Raw genomic sequence first — 24,529 nt, forward strand, 5'->3', positions numbered from 1 at the left:
CAGCGGCCCGCGCTTTGTCCCCCCTTACCCTGTCACCCCTCGTACCCCCGATCCTTTAGCGTGGCGCCATTTCCGACTGGCAAAAGCAGGATGCTTACCCATGCGCTTCAGCGAACTGATGGCTGTGCTCTCCACCCGTGCGATCCGACTTCAGCGTGACGAGCAGGACCTCGTCGTCCATGGTGACGACGATGCTCTGGATGACGCCCTGTGGGACGCATTGGCCGCACACAAGCCGGCGTTGCTGGAGATGCTCGCCCGGCAGAACGACGACTGGCTGAGCCCGGCGTTCAAGATCACCCCGCAGATGCTGCCGCTGGTGGACCTGGACCAGCAGGCCATCGACCGCATTGTCGCCAGCATTCCCGGCGGCGCTGCAAACGTACAGGACATCTATCCCCTGGCGCCGCTGCAGGAGGGCATGCTCTACCACCACCTGTCCGCCGATGCGGGCGACCCCTATCTCTTGCAGGCACAACTGCGCTTTGCCGACCAGGCACACCTGGATGCCTTCGCCGATGCGCTGGACTGGGTGATCCAGCGCCACGACATCCTGCGTACTTCGATGTACTGGGAGCGCCTGGACGAGCCGGTGCAAGTGGTCTGGCGCGAAGCACTGCTGGTGCGCGAAGCACTGCAACTGCCTGGCCAGGACGAGCCGCTGGCGCAATTGCGCCGGTTGCACGACACCCGCCACTATCGCCTCGACCTGCGCCAGGCACCGCTGCTGCGTCTGGTGCATGCCCGGGGCACAGGCGAGGAGGTCGTCGCCCTGTTGCTGTTCCACCACACGGTGATGGACCACACCGCACTCGACATCGTGCGCCGCGAGATCGGCGCCTGGCTGGCTGGCAATGCCGAGCAGGTTGGGCCGGCGGTGCCGTTTCGTAACCTCCTTGCGCAGGCGCGCCAGGCGCTGGACGTGTCGGCGCATGAAGCGTTCTTCACCGCGATGCTGGCCGATATCGACGAACCTACCCTGGCCTTCGGCGTGGCCGAGGTCGAGGATCAGACGGTGGGGGACGCCCGCCTGACCCTCGAGCGTGGGCTGAGCCTGCGCCTGCGCGCCCAGGCAAGCCGCTTGGGTGTGAGCCCTGCGGCCATCGCTCACCTGGGCCTGGCCCGGGTCCTGGGCCAGTTGTCCGGGCGCGAGGCGGTGGTGTTCGGCACCGTGCTGCTCGGGCGCATGGAGGCCGGCGAGGGCGGCGAACAGGCGCTGGGCATGTTCATCAACACCTTGCCGCTGCGCATTGACGTTGGCGAGCACAGCGTGCGCCAAGGGCTGCAGGCGACTCACACGCGCCTGACCGGCGTGCTCGGCCATGAACAGGCGCCGCTGGCACTGGCCCAGCGCTGCAGTGCGGTGGCGGCGCCTGCGCCGCTGTTCAACACCGTCCTCAACTATCGCCATAGCGATGCCGCCGACGCTGCCGAAGTCATCGACATCGCCCCTGGTATCCAGGTGCTGGGCGCCGAAGAACGCACCAACTACCCGCTGACGATCAATATCGACGACCTTGGCGAAGACCTGCGCATCACCGCCCTGGTCGCTGGCGGGCTAGGCGCCCAGCGTATCGCGGGTTACCTGGCGCGGGCGCTCGAGCAGATCGTCGAGGCCCTGGACAGCGATCCAGACGCGCCGCTGAACGGCATCGATATCCTGCCCGCCGACGAGCGCGAGCAACTGATCCATGGCCAGAACCGCCCCTTGCTCGAATTCGCCCTGACGCCGTTGCTGCACCAGCGTTTCGAGGCCCACGCCCAGGCGCGTCCGCAGGATACGGCGCTGATCTTCGAGCAGCAGAGCCTGAGCTACGGCGAGCTCAACCAGCGTGCCAACCAGCTCGCTCACCGCCTGATCGCACTGGGCATCGGCCCGGATGACCGCGTGGCGATCTGCGTCGAGCGTGGCCTGGGCATGCTGGTCGGCCTGTTGGGCGTGCTCAAGGCCGGTGCGGGCTATGTGCCGATCGACCCGGCCTATCCTGCCGAGCGTATTGCCTTTACCTTGAGCGACAGCGCCCCGCGGGCCATCCTCACCCAAGCGGACAGCCTGGCGCTGTTGGGTGAGGTGACGGCGCCGGTGATCGACCTGGACGACCCGTCGCTGCAGCTACAGCCCACCGGCAATCCGATGCTCGCCGGGCTGCTGCCTTCGCACCTGGCCTATGTGATCTACACCTCCGGCTCCACCGGCCTGCCCAAGGGCGTGATGGTCGAGCATGGCAATGTCTCGCGCCTGTTCTCGGCGACCCACGACTGGTTCGCCTTCAACCGCCAGGACACCTGGGCGCTGTTCCACTCCTTCGCCTTCGATTTCTCGGTCTGGGAAATCTGGGGAGCGCTGGCCTTCGGTGGCCAGTTGCTGATCGTGCCGCAACGCATCAGTCGTTCGCCGGACGAGTGCTACGCCTTGCTTTGCCGCACCGGCGTCAGCGTCCTCAACCAGACTCCCAGCGCCTTCCGCCAACTGATCGCGGCGCAGGAACGCAGCGAACTGCAGCATTCCCTGCGCCAGGTGATCTTCGGCGGTGAGGCGTTGGAGCCCGGGCTGCTCAAGCCCTGGTATGCACGCATCGGCAATGCCGGCACGCGCCTGGTGAACATGTACGGCATTACCGAAACTACCGTGCACGTCACCTACCGCCCGCTGCAGGCGGCCGATGCGCAACTGGTGGGGGTAAGCCCCATCGGTTCGCGTATTCCCGACTTGCAACTGTATGTGCTCGACCCCCGCCGTCAGCCTGTGCCGACCGGTGTCACCGGCGAGCTGTACGTGGGAGGTGCCGGTGTCGCTCGCGGCTATCTGAATCGCGAGGCGCTCAGTGCCGAGCGCTTTATCGCCGACCCGTTCAACCCTGGCGGGCGTCTGTACAAGACCGGCGACCTGGCGCGCTGGGCCGCCGATGGCAGCCTGGATTACCTGGGCCGCAACGACGACCAGGTGAAGATCCGCGGTTTTCGCATCGAGCTGGGCGAGATCGAGGCACGCCTGGCGGCCTGTGAAGGTGTGCGCGAGGCCGTGGTCATGGCGCGTCGCGACAGCGCCGGCGAGCAGCGCCTGGTCGCCTACTGGCTGGCCGCGGCAGGCGCCGAGCCCGATGCGGCGGCACTGCGTGACAGCCTGCTGTGCCACTTGGCCGAGTACATGGTACCGGCGGCCTTCGTGCGCCTGGAGAGCTTCCCGCTGACCGCCAATGGCAAGCTCGACCGCAAGGCCTTGCCCGAGCCCGATGGCGAGGCCTTTGCCCGTCGCGCCTTCGAAGCGCCGCACGGCGAGGTGGAGCAACGCATCGCGGCCATCTGGCAACAGTTGCTGGGCCTGGAGCAGGTCGGTCGGCACGACAACTTCTTCGAGCTGGGCGGCCACTCGCTGCTGGCGGTCAAGCTGGTGGAGCGCATGCGCCAGCAGGAACTGGCAGCCGATGTGCGCGTGCTGTTCGGCCAACCGACCTTGTCGGCACTGGCGGCTGCGGTGAGCGCCGATCTACCGGCGCAGGTGCCGATCAATCGCATTCCGGCGAACTGCCCGCGCATCGAACCGCAGATGCTGCCACTGGCCAACCTCAGCCAGGACGAGATCGACGCATTGACCGCCGGTATCCCGGGCGGTACCGCCAATGTCCAGGACATCTACGGCCTGGCACCACTGCAGCAGGGCATCCTCTACCACCACCTGGCCAGTTCCGGGGCCGACCCTTACGTGCTGCGGGCACGCTTCGCCTTTGCCGGTGAAGTGGAGCTGCAAGGCTTCGTCAAGGCGCTGGATACGGTGATCGCCCGCCACGATATCCTGCGCACCAGCCTGCACTGGGAGGGGCTGCAGGAAGCGGTGCAGGTGGTGCATCGCCACGCGCAGCTGCGCGTGACAGAGCACGCCGACCTGCAGCGCCTGGACCTCACGTGCGCGCCGTTGCTGCAACTGGTGCGCCATGCCCAGGGTGAGCGCCTGGAGGCGACCTTGTTGCTGCACCATATCCTGCTCGACCATACCGCCGTCGAACGGCTGGTGGCCGAGGTGGGTGCTGCACTGCAGGGCCAGCCAGTGCACATCGACAGCGTGCCGTACCGCAACTATGTGGCGCGTGCGCGACTGGATGCCGATCCCGCGGCCGATGAAGCGATGTTCCGCGAGATGCTGGTAGATATCGACGAGCCGACCGAGGTCTTCGGCCTGCGCGATGTGCAGGGCAATGGCGTGGAGGTGATCGACCGCCACCAGGCGCTGGACGGCACACTGGCAGGGCGCCTGCGCGTGCAGGCCCGCGCGCTGGGGGTGAGCGTCGCCAGCCTGGTGCACCAGGCCTGGGGGCAGGTATTGGCGCAACTGAGCGGGCGCAGCGAGGTGGTGTTCGGTACTGTGCTGCTGGGACGCCTGCAGGGTGGCGCCGGGGCAGATCGGGCGCTGGGCATGTTCATCAACACCTTGCCGCTGCGGGTCAGTGTCGATGCCGTTGGCGCCGCCGAGGGTGTGCGCCGCACCCATCAGCGCCTGGCACGCCTGCTCGGTCACGAGCAGGCATCGCTGGCGCAGGCCCAGCGTTGCAGCGGTGTGCCGGCGTCCCAGGCGCTGTTCACCAGTTTGCTCAACTTCCGCCACAGCAGCGCCAAAGGCGCAGGGGACGGCCTGGGTTGGTCGGGTATCGAACTGTTGGCCTCGCGTGAGCGCAGCAACTATCCGCTGGTGGTCAACGTCGACGATCTGGGGCAGGGCCTGGAACTGACCGTGCAGGCTGTGCCACAGGTCGATGGCGCTCAGGTGTGCACCTTGCTCGGCAGCGCCCTGGCGAACTTGGCCGATGCCCTGGAGACTGTTCCGGAAACACCCCTGCATGCGGTGTCCTGCCTGTCGCCCGAGGCGCGCGAGCAGGTGCTGCACGGATTCAACGCCACCGGCCGCGCCTACCCACGCGAACATTCGGTGCAGAGCTTGTTCGAGGCGCACGCCGCCCAGACCCCGGACGCGGTTGCCGTGGTGCACGGTCAGCGCCAGTGGCGTTACGGCGAGCTCGATCAGCACGCCAACCGGCTGGCTCGTCACCTGCTGGAACTGGGCGTGCGCCCGGGGCATTGTGTGGCGCTGCTGCTGCCGCGCTCCTTCGACCTGCTGGCCAGCCAGTTGGCCGTGATCAAGTGCGGCGCGGTCTATGTGCCACTGGATGCCAATGCGCCCGCCGAGCGTCAGGCGTTCATGCTCGAAGACAGCCGCGCCACGCTGTTGCTGACCCAGGCCGATCAGCCGCAGGTCGGCGCAGCGCGCCGGGTAGAGCTGGATACGCTGGAGCTCGCAGCCTATCCCGCCCATGGCCTGGACATTGCCGTGGATGCGCGGGCTGCGGCCTACATCATGTACACCTCCGGCTCTACCGGCCTGCCCAAGGGTGTGCTGGTGGCCCATCGCTCGATCGTGCGGCTGGTCATCAACAACGGCTTCGCCGACCTGCAAGGCGATGACCGCGTAGCCTTTGCTTCCAACCCGGCATTCGACGCCAGCACCCTGGAGGTCTGGGCGCCGCTGCTCAACGGCGGGCGCGTGGTGGTGATCGATCAGCATCAGGTGCTGTCGCACGAGGCCCTGGGCCAGGCATTGCTGGAGCATCAAGTCACGGTGCTGTGGCTGACCGCCGGGTTGTTCCACCAGTACGCCGCGCACCTGCTGCCGGTGTTCCGGTCGCTGCGCTACCTGATGGTGGGCGGGGATGTGCTCGACCCCCAGGTGATTGCCCGTGTACTGCGCGAGGGCGCTCCGGCGCACTTGCTCAACGGTTATGGCCCGACCGAAGCCACGACCTTCAGTACCACCCATGAAATCCTCGCAGTGGGCGAGGGGGCGATCCCGATTGGCCGGCCGATCGGCAACAGCCTTTGCTATGTGCTCGATGCCCGGCGCCAGCCAGTGCCGATCGGTGCCGTCGGTGAGCTGTATATCGGCGGAGATGGGGTGGCACTGGGTTACCTGAATCAGCCCGCCTTGACCGCCGAGCGCTTCTTCGAGGATCCGTTCAGCGAGACGCCGGGGGCACGCCTGTACCGCAGCGGCGACCTGGTCAGTTGGCTGGCTGATGGCACCTTGCGTTACCTGGGCCGTAACGACCAGCAGGTCAAGCTGCGCGGCTTCCGTATCGAGCTGGGTGAAATCGAAGCGCGTCTCGCAGCGTGCGCCGGGGTACAGGAAGCCGTGGTGCTGGTGCGTGAAGAAGGCCCGGGCGACAAGCGCCTGGTGGCCTGGTTCAGCACTGAAGGCCGCGTCCCGCCGATCACCGAGCTGCATGCGCAATTGCAAGGTCAGTTGCCCGACTACATGCTGCCGTCGGCCTATGTCCATGTTGGCCAGTGGCCGTTGACCGCCAACGGCAAGCTGGATCGTCAGGCGTTGCCGCAACCGGGCCAGACCGCGGTGGTGAGTCGTGCCTTCGCCGCGCCTGAGGGCGAGGTGGAGATCGCGCTGGCGGCGATCTGGGCCGATGTGCTCAAGGTCGAGCGTGTTGGCCGGCACGATCACTTCTTCGAGCTGGGTGGCCATTCGCTGCTGGCCGTCAGCCTGATCGAGCGCATGCGCAAGGTCGGCCTGGCCGCCGATGTGCGCGTGCTGTTCGCCCAGCCGACCCTCGCCGCGCTGGCCGCTGCGGTGGGGAGCGGGCGCGAGGTGCGGGTGCCGGATAACCGCGTACCGGCCGGCGCCTCGCAGATCACCCCCGAAATGCTCAGCCTGATCGAGCTGGACCAGGCCACCATCGAGCGCATCGTCGCCACGGTACCGGGCGGGGCTGCCAATGTGCAGGAAATCTACCCCCTTGCCCCGTTGCAGGAAGGCATTCTCTACCACCACCTGAGTGCCGGCCACGGCGACCCCTACCTGCTGCAGTCACGCCTGGCCTTCGATACCCTCGAGCGCCTGCAGACCTGGGCTGATGCCTTGCAGCAGGTCATTGACCGGCACGACATCCTGCGCACCTCACTGATCTGGGAAGGCCTGGCGCAGCCGGTGCAGGTGGTGTGGCGCCAGGCGAAGCTGGCCGTGGTGCCGGTCGAGCTGGAGGGCGAAGGCGAGGTCATCGACCAATTGCAGGCGCGCTTTGACGCCCGTCAGCATCGGATCGACCTGTCCCAGGCACCGTTGATGCGCCTGGTCTACAGCCAGGACCTGCGCAACAGCCAGGTCGTGGCAATCCTGTTGTTCCACCATCTGGCCCTCGACCACACTGCGATGGACGTGGTTGGCGCCGAAATGCACTCCCTGCTGTTCGGCGATGTAGCCAAGCTGAATGCGCCGGTGCCGTACCGCAACTACGTGGCCCAGGCGCGCCTGGGCAGCGATGCGGCGGGCGCCGAGGCGTTCTTCCGCGACATGCTCGGTGATATCGACGAGCCGACCCTGCCATTTGCCCAGCAGGATGTGCAGGGCGAAGGCCACGGTATCGCCGAGGCGCACCAGGCCCTCGATGGCGCGCTCGCCCGACGCCTGCGCGACCAGGCGCGTACCCTGGGCGTGAGCGCCGCGAGCCTGATGCACCTGGCCTGGGCGCGCCTGCTCGGCGTGCTGGCCAATCGCAGCGAGGTGGTCTTCGGCACGGTGCTGATGGGCCGCCTGCAAGGCGGCGAGGGTGCCGACCGGGCACTGGGCGTGTTCATCAACACCTTGCCGCTGCGGGTCGACACCCAGGTGGCGGTGGCCGAAGCGGTGCGTGCCACCCATGCCCGTTTGTCTGCATTGCTGGGCCATGAGCATGCGTCGCTGGCCATGGCCCAGCGTTGCAGTGGCGTACCGGCCGGGCAACCGCTGTTCAGCGCCTTGCTCAACTACCGCCACAGCGCTGCCGATGCGCCACGCGATGGCGAGGGTATCTGGCAGGGCGTTCGCCTTCTGGGCGGCGAGGAGCGCAGCAACTATCCGCTGACCTTGAGCGTCGATGACCTGGGCGAGGGATTCACCCTGAGCGTGCTGGCTGTCGCGGACATCGGCGCCGAGCGTGTCGCGCAGTGGATGGCCAACAGCATCGCGCGACTGGTCGAGGCGCTGGAGCAGGCGCCGGGCACGCGGCTGGATGACCTGTCGGTGCTGGGCGCCGATGAACGTCGCCGCCTGCTGGTCGATTTCAACCCTCCTGCCCGTGATTATCCGCAGGGCCAGACCGTGCATGCGCTGGTCGAGGCCTGCGCGGCTCGCTCACCCCAGGCTCAAGCGGTGGTGCAAGGCGAAGAAGGGCTCAGCTATGGCGAGCTCAATCGTGCCGCCAACCGCCTGGCCCACCACCTGATCGGCCTGGGCGTGCGGCCTGGCGCCCGGGTTGCCTTGTGCCTGCCGCGCACGCCGCAGCGCCTGGTGGCACTGCTGGCGGTGCTCAAGGCCGGCGCCGCCTATGTGCCCGTCGACCCTGGTTACCCTGCCGAGCGTATTGCCTATCTGCTCGAGGACAGCGCCCCGGCACTGGTGCTCGCCGACACGCACCAGCACGGCTTGCCGCCACACGTCGCACGCCTGGACCTGGACCGTGGCGACTGGCAGTCCGCTGCCGAGCATGACCCGCAGGTGCCGGGCCTGGCTGCGGATGCGCTTGCCTATGTGGTCTACACCTCCGGCTCCACCGGCCAGCCCAAGGGCGTGATGGTCGAGCACCGTACCCTGGCCAACCTGGTGCACTGGCACTGCGAGGCCTTTGCCGTGCGCGCCGGTAGCCACACCTCCAGCGTGGCCGGCTTCGGTTTCGACGCCATGGCCTGGGAAGTCTGGCCGGCCTTGTGCGCCGGCGCCGTGGTGCACCTGCCGCCCGCAACCCTTCCCAACGAACAGGTCGATGCCTTGCTCGACTGGTGGTTGCAGCAACCGCTGCAGGTCAGCTTCCTGCCAACCCCGGTAGCCGAGCAGGCCCTGCGCCGCGAGCGTCAGCACGCCAGCCTTCGGACGCTGCTGATCGGCGGTGACCGTCTGCGCCAGTTCGAGCGTGATCCAGGCTTTGCCGTGATCAATAACTACGGCCCGACCGAAACAACCGTGGTCGCCACCTCGGGTCAGGTGCAGGTCGGTGGCGCACTGCACATCGGCACCGCCATCGCCAATACCCAGGTCTATGTGCTCGACGAACGCCGCCAGCCGGTCCCGGTCGGCGCGGCGGGCGAGCTGTACATCGGTGGTGACGGGGTTGCCCGCGGCTACCTGAACCGGCCCGAACTGACCGAGCAACGTTTCGTCGCCGATCCATTCAGCGCGCGGGCTGAGGCGCGGATGTACCGCAGTGGCGACCTGGTGCGCTGGAACGCCGATGGCACCCTCGACTACCTCGGGCGTAACGACGACCAGGTAAAGATACGTGGCGTACGTGTCGAACTTGGCGAGATCGAAGCGGCCGTGGCTGCCCAGCCTGGCGTGCGTGACGCCGTGGTACTGGTACGCGGCGATCGGCTGCTGGCCTGGTACACCGCGAACGCGCCGGTCGATGGCTTGCGCCAGGCCTTGCAGGCCAGCCTGCCGGGCCACCTGGTGCCGTTGGCGTTCATCCGCTTGGAGGCCTTGCCGCTGACCAGTCACGGCAAGCTCGACCGCAGGGCGCTGCCAGACCCGGATCCGGCCGATCTGCCGGTGGCGGCCTATGTAGCACCGCAGGGCGAGACCGAGCAGGTCATGGCGCAGGTCTGGGCCGAGCTGCTGGGCCTGGAGCGGGTAGGGCGGCATGACAACTTCTTTGAACTGGGTGGGCATTCGCTGCTCGCGGTCAGCCTGATCGAGCGCCTGCGCCAGCAAGGCCTGGAGGCCGATGTGCGCTTGCTGTTCAGCCAACCGAGCGTGGCGGCGCTGGCCGCAGCGCTTGGCCAGGGCCGTCAGGTACAGGTGCCGGCCAATCGCATTGCACCCGGCTGTACCCGTATCACCCCCGACCTGCTCAGCCTGATCGAACTGGACCAGGCCGCCATCGACCGTGTGGTGGCAAGCGTACCCGGCGGCGCGGCCAATGTGCAGGACATCTACCCCCTCGCGCCGCTGCAGGAAGGCATTCTCTACCATCACCTGAGCGCCGCCGGAGCCGACCCGTACCTGCTGCAATCGCAGCTGGTATTCGACAGCCCGGCGCGACTGCAGGCGTTTGCCGGCGCGCTGGAAAGCGTCATCGCCCGTCACGATATCCTGCGCACCGCAGTGCTGTGGGAAGGGCTGGCGCAGCCGTTGCAGGTGGTCTGGCGCCATGCCCAACTGCCGGTGATCGACATCGCCAACGAGCCTGCGCAGCGGTTCGACACCCTGGCGCTGAATCAGGCGCCGCTGGTGCGCCTGCTCTATCGCCGTGCAGGGGAGCGCATCGAGGCGACCTTGCAGTTCCATCACCTGGTGCTCGACCACACGGCGCTTGAGGTGGTGCGCGCAGAGATGCTCGGTTATCTCCACGGGCTGCCCGCGCCGAGCGAGCCGGCCGTGCCGTACCGCAACTACGTGGCCCAGGCGCGCCTCGGTGTCAGCGAGGCCGAGCACGAGGCCTTCTTCCGTGAACAACTGGCCGATATCGACGAGCCAACCCTGCCGTTCGGCCTGCGTGACACACAGGGTGACGTGCGCCGTATCGAGCAGGCCCAGGTGCATCTGGACCCTGACCTGAACCAGCGCCTGCGCAGCCAGGCACGCCAGCTCGGCGTGAGCACTGCCAGCCTGCTGCACCTGGCGTGGGCACGTCTGCTGGGCAGTGCCAGTGGTCGCGACAACGTGGTGTTCGGCACGGTGCTGCTGGGACGCATGCAAGGTGGTGCAGGCAGCGGGCACGGCCTGGGCATGTTCATCAACACCTTGCCACTGCGCGTTGACCTGGCGGGGCTCGGCGTACGTGAAGGCGTGCGTGCCACCCACGCACGGCTGAGCGCGCTGCTGACCCACGAGCATGCCTCGCTGGCCCTGGCCCAGCGTTGCAGTGGCGTGGTCGCACCCATGCCGCTGTTCAGCGCCATGCTCAACTACCGGCACAGCGCCGGCGCTGCGCAGACCGAAATCCAGCGTCAGGCCTGGCAGGGTATCGAGACACTGGCCAGCGAAGAACGCACCAACTACCCCTTGAGCCTGAACGTGGATGACCTGGGCGATGGCCTGCGCCTGACCGTGCAGGTACTGCCTGCGGTAGGGGCCGAGCGGGTCTGCGGGCAACTGCAGCAGGTGCTGACGGGCCTGGTGGATGCCCTCGAGCGTCAGCCCGACCTGGCGCTGAACCAACTGCCGGTGCTGGAGCACGAAGAGCGCCAGCGCCTGCTGGTTGGCTTCAACGACACGGCCGTAGGCTACGACCTGGAGCAGACGGTGCACGGGATGATCGAAGCCCAGGTCGAGCGCACGCCTGACCGCATCGCTCTGATCGCCGAGCAACACCAACTGAGCTACCGCACGTTGAACGCCGAGGCCAACCGTCTGGCCCATCACTTGATTGCACTCGGGGTGCAGCCGGACGATCGCGTGGCGATCTGCGTCGAGCGCAGCCCGGCGATGGTCATCGGCTTGCTGGCGATCCTCAAGGCGGGCGGCGCCTACGTGCCGGTCGATCCGGATTATCCGGCCGATCGTATCCGTCATATGCTCACCGACAGCGCGCCAGTGGTGGTGCTGGGGCATGCGGCGACTCGTGAGATGCTGGCGGCGTTCGAGGTGCCGCAGGTCGATCTGGATGTGCCGGTGTGGCAAGCGCTTTCCAGCGACAACCCCCAGGTTGCGGGCCTTACGCCGCAACACCTGGCCTACGTGATCTACACCTCCGGCTCCACCGGCCTGCCCAAAGGCGTGATGAACGAGCACGCCGGGGTGGTCAACCGCCTGCTCTGGACCCAGGACGCCTATGGCCTGGGCGCTGATGACGTAGTGCTGCAGAAAACCCCGTTCAGCTTCGACGTGTCGGTGTGGGAGTTCTTCTGGCCGCTGCAGACCGGCGCACAACTGGTGATGGCGTGCCCGGGCGGCCATCGCGATCCGCAGTACCTGGCCGACGTCATCGCCGAGCGTGGCATCACGACCCTGCACTTCGTGCCGTCGATGCTCGATGTCTTCCTCGCCCACGGCGACCAGCAGGTCGCACGCCTCAAGCGCGTGCTGTGCAGCGGCGAAGCGCTGCCCGGCAGCCTGGTGCGGCGGTTCAAGGTGCAGTTGCCGGGCGTCGAGTTGCACAACCTGTACGGCCCGACCGAAGCGGCAGTTGACGTCAGTGCCTGGCACTGCGCCGAGCCACTGGAGCAGACCCCGGACAACACCCCGATCGGCAAACCGATCGCCAACACCACGCTGTACGTGCTCGACGCCCAGGGCCAGCCAGTGCCGCAGGGCGTTGCCGGTGAGCTATATATTGGCGGCGTACAGGTTGCCCGTGGTTATCTGAACCGCGAGCAACTGAGTGCCGAGCGCTTCATCAAAGACCCGTTCAGCACCCGCCCTGGCGCACGCCTGTACCGCACCGGGGACCTGGCCCGGCACCTGGCCGACGGCACCCTGGAGTACCTGGGGCGCAACGACGACCAGGTGAAGATCCGCGGCCTGCGCATCGAGCTGGGCGAGATCCAGTCCTGCCTGACCCGCATTGCAGGGATCAAGGAGGCGGTAGTGCTGGCGGTGGATCAGCGCCTGGTCGCCTATTACACCGGTGCCGTGCAGCCCGTCGAGGGCCTTCGCCAGCAGTTGTCGGCGCAACTGCCGGAATTCATGGTTCCGGCGCTGTTCATGCACCTGGACGCCTTGCCACTGAGTCCCAACGGCAAGCTCGACCGCAAGGCGCTGCCGGCAGCCACCGTGGCCGATGCGCGCCCCTACGAGGCGCCACAGGGCGACACCGAGCAGTTGCTGGCCGCGCTCTGGGGTGAGCTATTGGGTGTGGAGCGAGTAGGGCGGCACGACAACTTCTTCGAACTGGGTGGCCACTCGCTGCTGGCGGTGACCCTGACCGCCCGCCTGCGCCAGGAGGGCCTGGAGGCCGATGTGCGCGCGCTGTTCGAACAACCGACCTTGGCAGGCTATGCCGCCATCACAGACAGAATGGAGATCGTCCTGTGAGCATCAACGACCTACTGGCGACATTGTCAGCCAACGATATCCAGCTGGCGCTCAAGGATGGCCAGCTGGTGGTCCAGGGCAACCGCCAGGCGCTGACCGATGCGAGCCTGGTGGCGCGCCTGCGTGAACACAAACCGGCGCTGATCGCGCTGCTCGAGCGCGGTGAGTACGTGGCCAGGGCCGGCAATGTCGGCGCTCCGGCCAACGCCATCCCGGCCGACTGCACGCGGATCACCCCGGCACTGCTCAACCTGGTCGAGCTCGACCAGGCGGCCATCGATGCGCTGGTCGGGCAGATTCCCGGCGGCCATGCCAACGTGCAGGACATCTACCCGCTGGCGCCCCTGCAGCAGGGCATTCTCTATCATCACGCCAGCGCAGAGGGCAGCGACCCTTACGTGATGCAGTCGCGCTTCGCCTTTGCCAGCCAGGCCCATCTGCAGGCGTTCGTCGAGGCGCTGCAGGCGGTGATCGACCGCCACGATATCCTGCGCACCTCGGTGCACTGGCAGGGGCTCGAGTCGCCGCTGCAGGTGGTCTGGCGCGAGGCCCGGCTGCAGGTGTCCCGCGGCCTGCCCCTGGACGAGCGTATCGACCTCGGCCAGGCACCGCTGATCCGCCTGCACTGCGAGCCTGCGGCCAGCGACGGTCGCGTGCAGGCCACGCTGCAGTTCCACCATATCGCCATGGACCACAGCGCCCTCGAGGTGGTGCGTCACGAAATGCAGGCCGTGTTACGCGGCGATGGCCACCTGTTGGGCGCGGCAGTACCGTTTCGCAATTACGTCGGCCAGGCCCTGCTGGGCGTCAGCCAGGCGCAGCACGAGGCGTTTTTCCGCGAGCAACTGGGGGATATCGTCGAGCCGACGCTGGCCTACGGCCTGCAGGACGTGCAGGGTGACGGCAGCGCGCCGCACGAAGAAAGCCTGAGCCTGGCGCCGGCCCTGTGCGACGGCCTGCGCAGCCAGGCACGGGCGCTGGGCGTGAGCCTGGCAAGCCTGTTCCACCTGGCCTGGGCGCGGGTGCTGGGTGGCCTGACCGGGCGCGAGCAGGTGGTGTTCGGCACGGTTTTGATGGGCCGCCTGATGGGCGCGGAGGCCAACGACCGTGCACTGGGCATTTTCATCAATACCTTGCCACTGCGGGTGGACCTGGCTGGCCTGGACCTGATCACGGCAGTCAAGGCCACTCACCAGCGCCTGACCACCCTGATGCGCCACGAGCACGCGCCGCTGGCCCTGGCCCAGCGTTGCAGCGGCGTGGCCGCGCCGACGCCATTGTTCAACGCCTTGCTCAACTACCGGCACAGTGCGCCGGTTGCCGATGGCCAGGCCCGTGCGGCGTGGGAGGGCATCGACGTACTGACCAGCGAAGAGCGCACCAACTATCCGCTGACCCTGAGTGTCGACGACCTGGGCGATGCCCTGCGCCTGACCTTGCTGGCAGCGGCCGAGGTGCCGAAACAGCGGGTCTGCGCCTATCTCGAGAAAACCCTCGAAAGCCTGGTACAGGCCCTGGCACAGAACCCAGGGCTGAATGTCGATCGGCTGGCCATGCTGCCCGCTGTCGAGCGCGTTCGAGTGCTCGAGACCTTCAATGACCGCCCGGGTGACACCGAAACCGTGCTCACGGTGCACCAGCGCATCCAGCTCCAGGCCCGCCAGCAGCCCGATGCCGTAGCCGCCACCTGCGCAGGCATCGCGCTGAGCTACGGTGAGCTGGAACTGCGTGCCAATGCACTGGCTCAACGCCTGGTCATGCTCGGTGTGCAGACTGAAGACCGCGTGGCGATTCTGGCCCGGCGAGGTCTGGACACCCTGGTCGGCCTGGTGGCGATCCTCAAGGCCGGCGCGGGTTACGTGCCGATCGACCCCGCGCATCCCGACGAGCGTATCGCCTACCTGCTCGATGACAGCGCCCCGAGGGTGGTGCTGACCCAGCACGATCTGCGCGCACGCCTGGGCCAATGCCCGGCACCGGTGGTCGAACTCGACCGCGCGGACTGGCCGTCGAGCGAGCACGCCCCGCAGGTCAATGGCCTGGCTGTTAGCAACCTTGCCTACGTGATCTACACCTCCGGTTCCACCGGTCTGCCCAAGGGCGTGATGGTCGAACATCGGACCCTCAACAACCTGATCGACTGGCATTGCCGCGCCTTCGACCTGTGCCAGGGGCGCCACACCTCGAGCCTGGCCGGCTTCGGCTTCGATGCCATGGCCTGGGAAGTCTGGCCGGCCCTGTGCGCCGGCGCGACCCTGCATATCGCGCCGCCAAGCGAACAGGGCGAGGACATCGACGCCTTGCTCGCCTGGTGGCGCGGCTGCCCGCTGGATGTCAGTTTCCTGCCGACGCCGGTGGCCGAATACGCCTTCAGCCACCAGATCGATCACCCGACCCTGCGCACCCTGCTGATCGGTGGTGACCGCCTGCGGCAGTTCACCCGTCACCCCGGATTTGCCGTGATCAACAATTACGGGCCCACCGAAGCCACGGTGGTCGCAAGCTCCGGGGCGATGGTGCCTGGCGGCGTGCTGCACATCGGCGCACCGGTCGATAACGCCCGGCTCTACGTGCTCGATGCGCACCACCAGCCGGTGGCGCAGGGGGTGGCCGGCGAGCTGTACATTGGTGGCGCCGGGGTTGCCCGGGGTTACCTGAACCGCGCGCAGATGACGGCCGAGCGTTTTCTCGATGACCCGTTCAGCGCGCAACCGGGCGCCCGCATGTACCGTACTGGCGACCTGGTGCGCTGGCTGGATGACGGCACCCTGGACTACCTCGGGCGCAACGACGACCAGGTGAAGATCCGTGGCGTGCGCATCGAGCTGGGTGAGATCGAAAGCCGCCTGGCAGCCCTGCCAGGCATCAATGAAGCCGTGGTGCTGGCCCGCGAGGACCAGCCGGGGCAGCCGCGGCTGGTGGCCTACTTCACTGGCCAGGACAGCGTCGAGGTGGCCGCGCCTGCACAACTGCGTACACAGCTGCAGGCGCACTTGCCCGATTACATGGTGCCGGTGGCCTTCGTGCGGCTCGAGTCGCTGCCGCTGACGGCCAACGGCAAGCTCGATCGCAGGGCGCTGCCGGCACCCACCCGCGCCGACCTGTTCGAGCGTCGCTTCGAGGCGCCCCAGGGCGAGCTGGAGCAGACCCTGGCGCAGATCTGGCAGGGGTTGCTGCAGGTCGAGCGGGTCGGGCGGCATGACCACTTCTTCGAGCTGGGCGGTCACTCGTTGCTGGCCATGCGCCTGGTTGCCCAGGTTCGTCAGCGACTCGGTGTGGAGCTCACGCTGGGGACACTGTTCGCCCAGGCCGAGCTGGCGGCGATGGCCGAGGTAGTGGCGGGGGCTGCGCGCAGTGAGCTGCCGCCGGTGCTGGCGGTGGCACGCGAGCAGGCGCTGCCGTTGTCGTTCGCCCAGCAGCGCCTGTGGTTCCTGGCACAGATGAACGGAGCCAGCCAGGCCTACAACATTCCCCTGGCACTGGAGCTGTGCGGCGAGCTGGATGCCGACGCCTTGGCGCAGGCCCTGGTGGCACTGGTCGAGCGTCACGAGGCGCTGCGCAGCGAGTTCTTCGAGGTCGATGGCGAGCCGCGGGTGCGGCTGTCGGCGCAGCGCCTGGTGGTGCAGCGCGAGCAGGTGCCGGGGGCCGATGAACAGCGCCTGCGTGCGCTGGTGCGTGAAGAAGCTGCACGGCCGTTCGCGCTCGGCGAGGCATTGCCGCTTCGCGCTCGCCTGCTGCAGGTGGCGCCACAGCATCATGTACTGCTGCTGACACTGCACCATATCGTCGCCGATGGCTGGTCGATGGGCGTGCTGACCCGTGAGCTGAGCGCGCTGTACCAGGCCTTGCGTGAAGGCCGCGAGGCGCGGCTTGCGCCGTTGCCGATCCAGTATGGCGATTACGCGATGTGGCAGCACCGTTGGCTGCAGGGCGAGGCGCTGCAGCGCCAAGGCGAGTTCTGGCGCAACAACCTGGCCGGTGCACCTGCGCTGCTGAGCCTGCCGACCGACCGACCGCGTCCGGTGCGCCAGGATTACGCAGGCGACAGCGTGCGTATACGGCTCGACGCCCGACTGGCAGACGATCTCAAGGCCCTGTGCAAGCGCCACCAGGTCACGCCGTTCATGCTGTTCATGGGCGCCTGGTCGGTGCTGCTGGCTCGTTTGTCGGGGCAGGGCGAGGTGGTGATCGGTACGCCGGTGGCCGGGCGTCGGCAGGCTGAGGTCGAAGGGGTGATCGGCCTGTTCGTGAACTCCCTGGCCATCCGCCTGGACCTGGCCGATGCGCCGGATGTCGGCACCTTGCTGGCGCGGGTCAAGGCCCAGGTACTGGCCGCACAGGAGCATCAGGACCTGCCGTTCGAGCAGGTGGTGGACCTGATCAAACCATCGCGCAGCCTGGCCCACACGCCGCTGTACCAGGTGTCGCTGGAGTGGGAGGGCGGTCATGATTTCGCCGCCGGGCTGGACGGCTTGAGCCTGCGCAACCTCGGCCAAGGGCAGGGCTTTGCCAAGTTCGACCTGAGCCTGAGCCTGGGCGAGACCGCAGATGGCTTCGGCGGCGCATTGAACTATGCCACCGCGTTGTTCGACCGGGCCACGATAGAGCGCTACTGCGGCTATCTGGAGCAACTGCTGTGGGCCATGGCCGGCAGCGACGGCGCGGTGCTGGCAAGCGTTGCCCTGCCGGATGCGCAGGAGCGTCGTCGACTGTTGGTCGACTACAACGACACCGCCGTAGGCTACGACCTGGAGCAGACGGTGCACGGGATGATCGAGGCCCAGGTCGAACGCACGCCCGAGCGCATCGCCCTGCGTGCCGAAACCGGACAGTTGACCTATCGTGCACTGAACGCCGAGGCCAACCGTCTGGCCCATCACCTGATTGCACTCGGGGTGCAGCCGGACGATCGCGTGGCGATCTGCGTAGAGCGCAGCGCTTCGATGGTCATCGGCTTGCTGGCGATCCTCAAGGCGGGCGGCGCCTATGTGCCGGTCGACCCGGATTACCCGGCCGATCGTATCCGCCATATGCTCACCGACAGCGCGCCGGTGGCGGTGTTGGGGCATGCGGCCACTCGCGAGATGCTGGCGGCGTTCGACGTGCCGCAGGTCGATCTGGATGAGCCGGTGTGGCAAGCGCTTTCCAGCGACAACCCCCAGGTTGCGGGCCTTACCCCGCAACATCTGGCCTACGTGATCTACACCTCCGGCTCCACCGGCCTGCCCAAAGGCGTGATGAACGAGCACGCCGGGGTGGTCAATCGCCTGCTCTGGACCCAGGACGCCTATGGCCTGGGCGCTGATGACGTAGTGCTGCAGAAAACCCCGTTCAGCTTCGACGTGTCGGTATGGGAGTTCTTCTGGCCTTTGCAGACCGGTGCACAACTGATGATGGCCCGCCCAGGCGGGCACCGTGACCCGGGCTACCTGCGCCAGGTGATCGCAGCCGAATCGGTAACGACCCTGCATTTCGTCCCTTCGATGCTCGATGTGTTCCTCGCCTATGGTGATGCCGAGCCTGCAGCGCTACGCCGGGTGCTGTGCAGCGGCGAAGCGTTGCCCGGCAGCCTGGTGCGGCGCTTCAAGGCGCAGTTGCCCAGCGTCGAGCTGCACAACTTGTATGGCCCGACCGAAGCGGCAGTGGACGTCAGTGCCTGGTATTGCGCCGAGCCACTGGAACAGACCCCGGACAGCACCCCGATCGGCAAACCGATCGCCAACACTACGCTGTACGTGCTCGACGCCCAGGGCCAGCCAATGCCGCAGGGCGTTGCCGGTGAGCTGTACATCGGCGGCGTGCAGGTTGCTCGTGGCTATCTGAACCGCGAGCAGCTGAGTGCCGAGCGCTTCATCGACGATCCGTTCAGCACCCGTCCCGGCGCACGCCTGTACCGCACCGGGGATCTGGCCCGGCACCTGGCCGACGGCACCCTGGAGTACCTGGGGCGCAACGACGACCAGGTGAAGATCCGCGGCCTGCGCATCGAACTGGGCGAGATCCAGGCCTGCCTGACCCGCATAGAAGGCATCAAGGAGGCCGCTGTGCTGGCCCTGGACTTGCCGCCCGCCGGCAAGCGTCTGGTGGCGTACTACACCGGAGCTGTGCACACGGCAGACACATTGAAGGGGCAGTTGCTGGCTCAACTACCTGAGTTCATGGTGCCTGCACAGTTCGTGCATCTGCCTGCACTGCCGCTGAGCCCCAACGGCAAGCTGGACCGCAAGGCCCTGCCGATTCCCGCCGTCGAAGCCTTGCAAGGCCAGGCCTACCAGGGCCCCGAAGGTGATAACGAGCGCCTGCTGGCCGAGTTGTGGGGCGAGTTGCTGGGTGTGGAGCGGGTAGGGCGACACGACAACTTCTTCGAATTGGGCGGCCATTCGCTGCTGGCCGTGACCCTGGTCGCTCGCCTGCGCGCCCGCGGGTTGGCCTTGGATATCCAGGGGCTGTTCACCGAGCCGAACCTGGCGGCCCTGGCCGCGACGGTCGAGACCCTCGACCAGGTGCAGGTGCCTGCCAACCGCATCACCGCCGACTGCCCGCACATCACGCCTGAGCTGCTGCCGCTGGTGACGCTGACGCAAGAGGCGATCGATCGTATCGTCGGCCAGGTGGCTGGCGGTACCGCCAATGTCCAGGACATCTACCCGCTAGGGCCGCTGCAGGCGGGCATGCTCTATCACCATCTGGCCGGTGAAGGTGAGGCGGCCTACGTGCTGGAGGTGCGTTTCCTGCTCGCCGATCGTGGTCGTTTGCAGGCGCTGCACCGCGCCTTGGATCAGGTGATCGCGCGCAACGATATCCTGCGCAGCGCCTTCCACTGGGATGGCCTGGCTGAGCCTGTGCAGGTGGTCTGGCGCCGTGCTCCGCTGGATGTCGTGCAGGAGGGGGATGCCATCGAGCCTCGCCGCTTCGACCTGGCCCGCGCACCGCTGTTGCGCCTGGTACACCGTACCGAGCCGAGTACCGGCCGAATCAGCGCCACGCTGCTGTTCCACCATCTGGTCATGGATCACGTGGCGCTCGAGGTGTTGCGCAGCGAACTGCAAGCCTGCCTGCTAGAGCAGGCCCATGCCCTGCCAGCGGCGGTGCCTTACCGCAACTACATCGCCCAACTGCAGCGCGGGGCGGGCGAGGCGGCCCATGAAGCCTTCTTCCGCGAGCAACTGGCCGACATCGACGAACCGACCCTGCCTTACGGCGGTTATGCAACGCCACACCAGGATGCCGTGGCGCAGCACCATCAGCGCCTCGACCATGCGCTGAACCTGCGGATCCGCGAACAGGCGCGACGCCATAACGTCAGCGCTGCAAGTCTGATGCACTTGGCCTGGGCCCAGGTGCTCGGGCAACTGAGCGGGCGCGACAGCGTGGTATTCGGCACCGTGCTGCTCGGTCGGCTGCAGGGTGGCGAGGGCGCCGAGCGCGCCTTGGGCGTCTACATCAATACCTTGCCACTGCGCCTGGACCTTGCCGGACAGCCCGTGTTGGCAGCCTTGCAGCAAGCCCACCAACGCCTGACCGGCCTGCTGGCCCATGAGCACGCTCGCCTGGCGCTAGCCCAGCGCTGCAGTGGCTTGCCTACGGGGGCTGCGCTGTTCAATGCATTGCTCAACTATCGCCATGGCTCGCTGGCCGGGCAGGGCGAGGCGGCGCGCCAGGCCTGGGAGGGCATCGAGCTGGTCGAGGCGCACGAGCGCAGCAATTACCCGCTGGCGTTGAGCGTCGATGACCTGGGCCTGGCGTTCGAGCTGACCGCGCAAACCGCACAGGGCATCGACGCCCGGCGGATCTGCAGCTACGTGGAGCATGCCCTGCAACTGCTGCTGCAGGCGCTTGAGACCGGCGCCTGCGAAGGGCTCGAGCGCCTGAGCGTGGTGCCGCTGGCCGAGGCTCGGCAGTTGCACGAGGCCTTCAACGCGACCACCCGCGACTACCCGCGCGACTTGCCAGTGCATCGCCTGTTCGAACAACAGGTAGCACGGCATCCATTGTCCATCGCCGCCCGTGACGGGGCGCACAGCCTGACCTACGGCGAGCTCAACGAGCAGGCCAACCGCCTGGCTCATTACCTGATCGAGCAAGGCGTAGCGCCGGGCGATCATGTGGCGATCCTGCTGCCGCGTTCGTTGGCACTGCTCCAGGCTCAGCTGGCCGTCGCCAAATGCGGTGCGGCCTACGTGCCGCTGGACATCCATGCGCCGGCCGAGCGACAGGGCTTCATGGTGCAGGACTGCCAGGCCGTAGCGCTGATCTGCGACAGCTCGGCGACCCTGAGCTACCGCGCGCGCCGCATCGACCTCGATCGCCTGGACCTGAACCGTCAGCCCGGTCATAACCCAGGGCTGGCCCAGGGTGGGGATACGGTCGCCTACGTGATGTACACCTCCGGCTCCACCGGCACGCCCAAGGGCGTGCGCGTGCCCCATCGTGGCATCGCTCGCCTGGTGTTCAACGATGGCTACGCCGACTTCAGCGCCCAGGACCGTATCGCTTTCGCCTCCAACCCCGCGTTCGACGCCAGCACCATGGATGTCTGGGGTGCGCTGCTCAATGGCGGCCAGGTGTTGGTGATCGACCATGACACCTTGCTCGACCCTGTGCGTCTGGGCGTGGCCCTGCGTGAGGGGGGCGCGACAGTGCTGTTCGTCACCACGGCGTTGTTCAACCAGTACGTGCAGATGATCCCTGACGTGCTGGCAGGGTTGCGCGTGCTGCTATGCGGTGGCGAGCGAGCCGATCCGGCGGCGTTCCGCAGCTTGCTGGCGCAGGCACCGGACTTGCGCCTGGTGCACTGCTATGGGCCGACCGAAACCACCACCTATGCCACCGCCGGGCAGGTTCGCCATGTGCCGGCCGACGCCGAGCTGGTGCCGATCGGGGGACCGGTCGGCAGTACCCAGGTGCATGTGCTGGACGCGCACCTGCGCCCGCTGCCGCTGGGGGCGGTAGGTGAGTTGTACATCGGTGGCGACGGCGTGGCGCTGGGCTACCTCAATCGCCCGGAACTCACCGCCGAGCGCTTTATCGACGACCCGTTCAGCCCGCAGCCTGGCGCACGCCTGTACCGTACCGGCGATCTGGGCCGCTGGCGCGACGACGGCCAGCTGGAGTGCCTGGGGCGCAACGACGACCAGGTGAAGATCCGCGGTTTCCGTATCGAGCTGGGCGAAGTCGAGCAGCACCTGGCGCTGTGCCCGGGCATTGGCGAAGTGGTGGTCATGGCGCTGACCCTGACGCAGGGGCCGGCTCGGCTGGTGGCCTGGTTCACCCGCACAGACCCGACCCTCGATGCCGTCGCTGTGCGGGGTTGGCTACAGGGACGGTTGCCACCGTACATGGTGCCGTCGGCCTGCATCGTGCTCGATGCGCTGCCGCTGACCAACAATGGCAAGATCGACCGCAAGGCGCTGCCGCGTCCGGCGATGCAGGACCTTGCCGAGAGCCGTTACGAGGCACCAGCCACCGCGCTGGAACAACAGCTCGCGGCGCTCTGGGCGCAGGTGCTGGAGATCGGGCAGGTGGGGCGGCATGACAGCTTTTTCGCCTTGGGCGGTCATTCGCTATTGGCCATCCGCCTGGTGGGCCTGTTGCGCGAACAGGGGCTGCAGGTCTCGCTCGCCGAGCTGTTCCAGCATGCCAGCGTGGCGGCATTGGCCGAGCATCTGCAGGTGGCGACACCGCAGACGGACCTGGTGTGCGTGCGCGCCGAGGGCGACGCACCGGCACTGTTCCTGATCCACGAGTTCAGCGGCATGGACTTCTACTTCCCGGTACTGGGCCAGCAACTGGAGGGGGACTTCCCGATCTATGGCGTGCCGGGCCTTGCCCTGGGCGAGGCGCAGCCGGACACCCTCGAGGCCCTGGCCCGGGCGCAACTGGAGCGCATCCGCCGGGTTCAGCCGCACGGGCCTTACCGGCTTGCCGGCTGGTCGTTCGGCGGCGTGCTGGCCTATGAGATCGCCGCGCAACTGCTGGGGGCGGACGAGCAGGTGGAGTTCCTGGGCTTGATCGACACCTGGCAGCCGCGTCTGGTCGACCAGGGCAAGGCACGCTGGCAAGGCGCGCGCCTGTTGCAACAGCAACTGCTGCTGCACTGTGCCGGACACTGGCAGGGGCTCGGCGCGGCAGGCGCGCAGCAACTGGCCAGGGTCAATGCCCTGGACGATGGCCAGGCCGACTTCACCACCTTGCTCGCGGCCTGCCGTGAACAGGGCTTGCTGTATGCGGAACTTGCCGCTGCAAGCGATGAGGAGCTGAAGCTGTTCTTCGAACGCGAAATTGCCCACGGCCATGCCATGGCCCATTACCGTCCCGAACCGCTGGGCATCGCCATCCACTTGTTGCGCGCCGAACAAGGCGCGCAGCGTCACGGTGATCAGCCATTGCTTGGTTGGGAGCGCACGGTGCCGGCCGGTCTGGTGCAGTGCATCGAGGTGCCGGGCGATCACCTGAGCATGATGCAGGCGCCGCACGTGCAGGTGCTGGGCCGCGCGCTCGGCACGGCGCTGCAGGCGGCCCGCGCGGGTATCGGCGAGAAACCGCAGGCGGCGTATCAGCCGCTGGTGGCGATCCAGAGCGGGCAGGGCGGTCATGCGCCGCTGTTCTGCGTGCCGGGGGCCGGCGATAGCGTGACCAGCTTCATCGGCCTGGCCGAGGCCCTGGGCACCGACTGGCCGGTGTACGGCCTGCAAGCGCGTGGCCTGGATGGCACCGCCACACCGCACAGCAGCATCGACGCCGCGGCGGCCTGCCATGTCCAGGCCATCGAAGCGCTGTACCCGCAGGGGCCGTTGAACCTGGTCGGGCATTCCTTTGGCGGCTGGGTGGCGCATGCCATGGCGGTGCGTTTGCAGGCACTGGGGCGGGAGGTGCGCTCACTGACCTTGATCGACAGCGAGTCACCCGGTGGCAACAGCGTCTGCGGTCGGCCCTACACCGCAGGAGCAGCGCTGGACCGGCTGATCGAATCGTTGCAGCTGGCCAGTGGGCGCTCGCTGGAAATCGACCGCCAGGCCTTTGCCGCACTGGACGATGAGCAGCAACTCGAACGCTTGCACCAGGCCATGGTTCGCGGCGGGCTGATGCCGGCGCGTTCGTCTGTCAGAGCGTTGCACGGGATCGCCCGCACCTTCTCCAGCGCGCTGCGTACGCCGTACCCGGCGCAGGCCGGCTACAGCGGCCCGGCCAGCCTGGTGCTGGTGGCCGATGCGACTCTGGATGCGGCCGGCAACCAGCGCGAACAGGCGGCGATGCTTGCCGGTTGGCAGCGCCTGTTGCCGCAACTGGCGGTGTGGCATGGGCCTGGCAACCACTTCAGCATCCTCAAAGCCCCGGATGTGTTCAGCCTCGCGGCCTGGTGGCACGACGGGCAGGCGCTGCAGCGGGTCACTCATTGATTTGGCGCGAACCTTGTGGGTGCGAGCTGGGCCCGCAATTGCAGCACCGCAGTATCTGGCACCGGCTTGACCGGTGATTGCGAGGCCAGCCCGCCCCCACAAGGGGCGGTGTGGCACGCAGGCCTTT

At 67.6% G+C, this 24,529-nt stretch carries 2 protein-coding genes; both read left to right on the forward strand.

All coding sequences use genetic code 11. The features are described 5' to 3' along the window. The first annotated feature begins 100 nt into the window (after positions 1-100). Positions 101-13,003 carry a non-ribosomal peptide synthetase gene (locus IAE40_RS00570; protein WP_200602390.1) on the forward strand — a complete coding sequence of 4,301 codons (12,903 nt, stop codon included), beginning with the start codon at positions 101-103 and terminating at the stop codon, positions 13,001-13,003. Continuing rightward, positions 13,000-24,402, forward strand: a complete 11,403-nt coding sequence (locus IAE40_RS00575) for a non-ribosomal peptide synthetase (protein ID WP_200602391.1) — start codon at positions 13,000-13,002, stop codon at positions 24,400-24,402. Before IAE40_RS00570 ends, IAE40_RS00575 begins: the two co-directional genes overlap by 4 nt. Positions 24,403-24,529 lie beyond the last annotated feature (127 nt).

This window comes from Pseudomonas sp. S44 (assembly GCF_016624805.1).
Lineage (GTDB): Bacteria > Pseudomonadota > Gammaproteobacteria > Pseudomonadales > Pseudomonadaceae > Aquipseudomonas > Aquipseudomonas machongensis.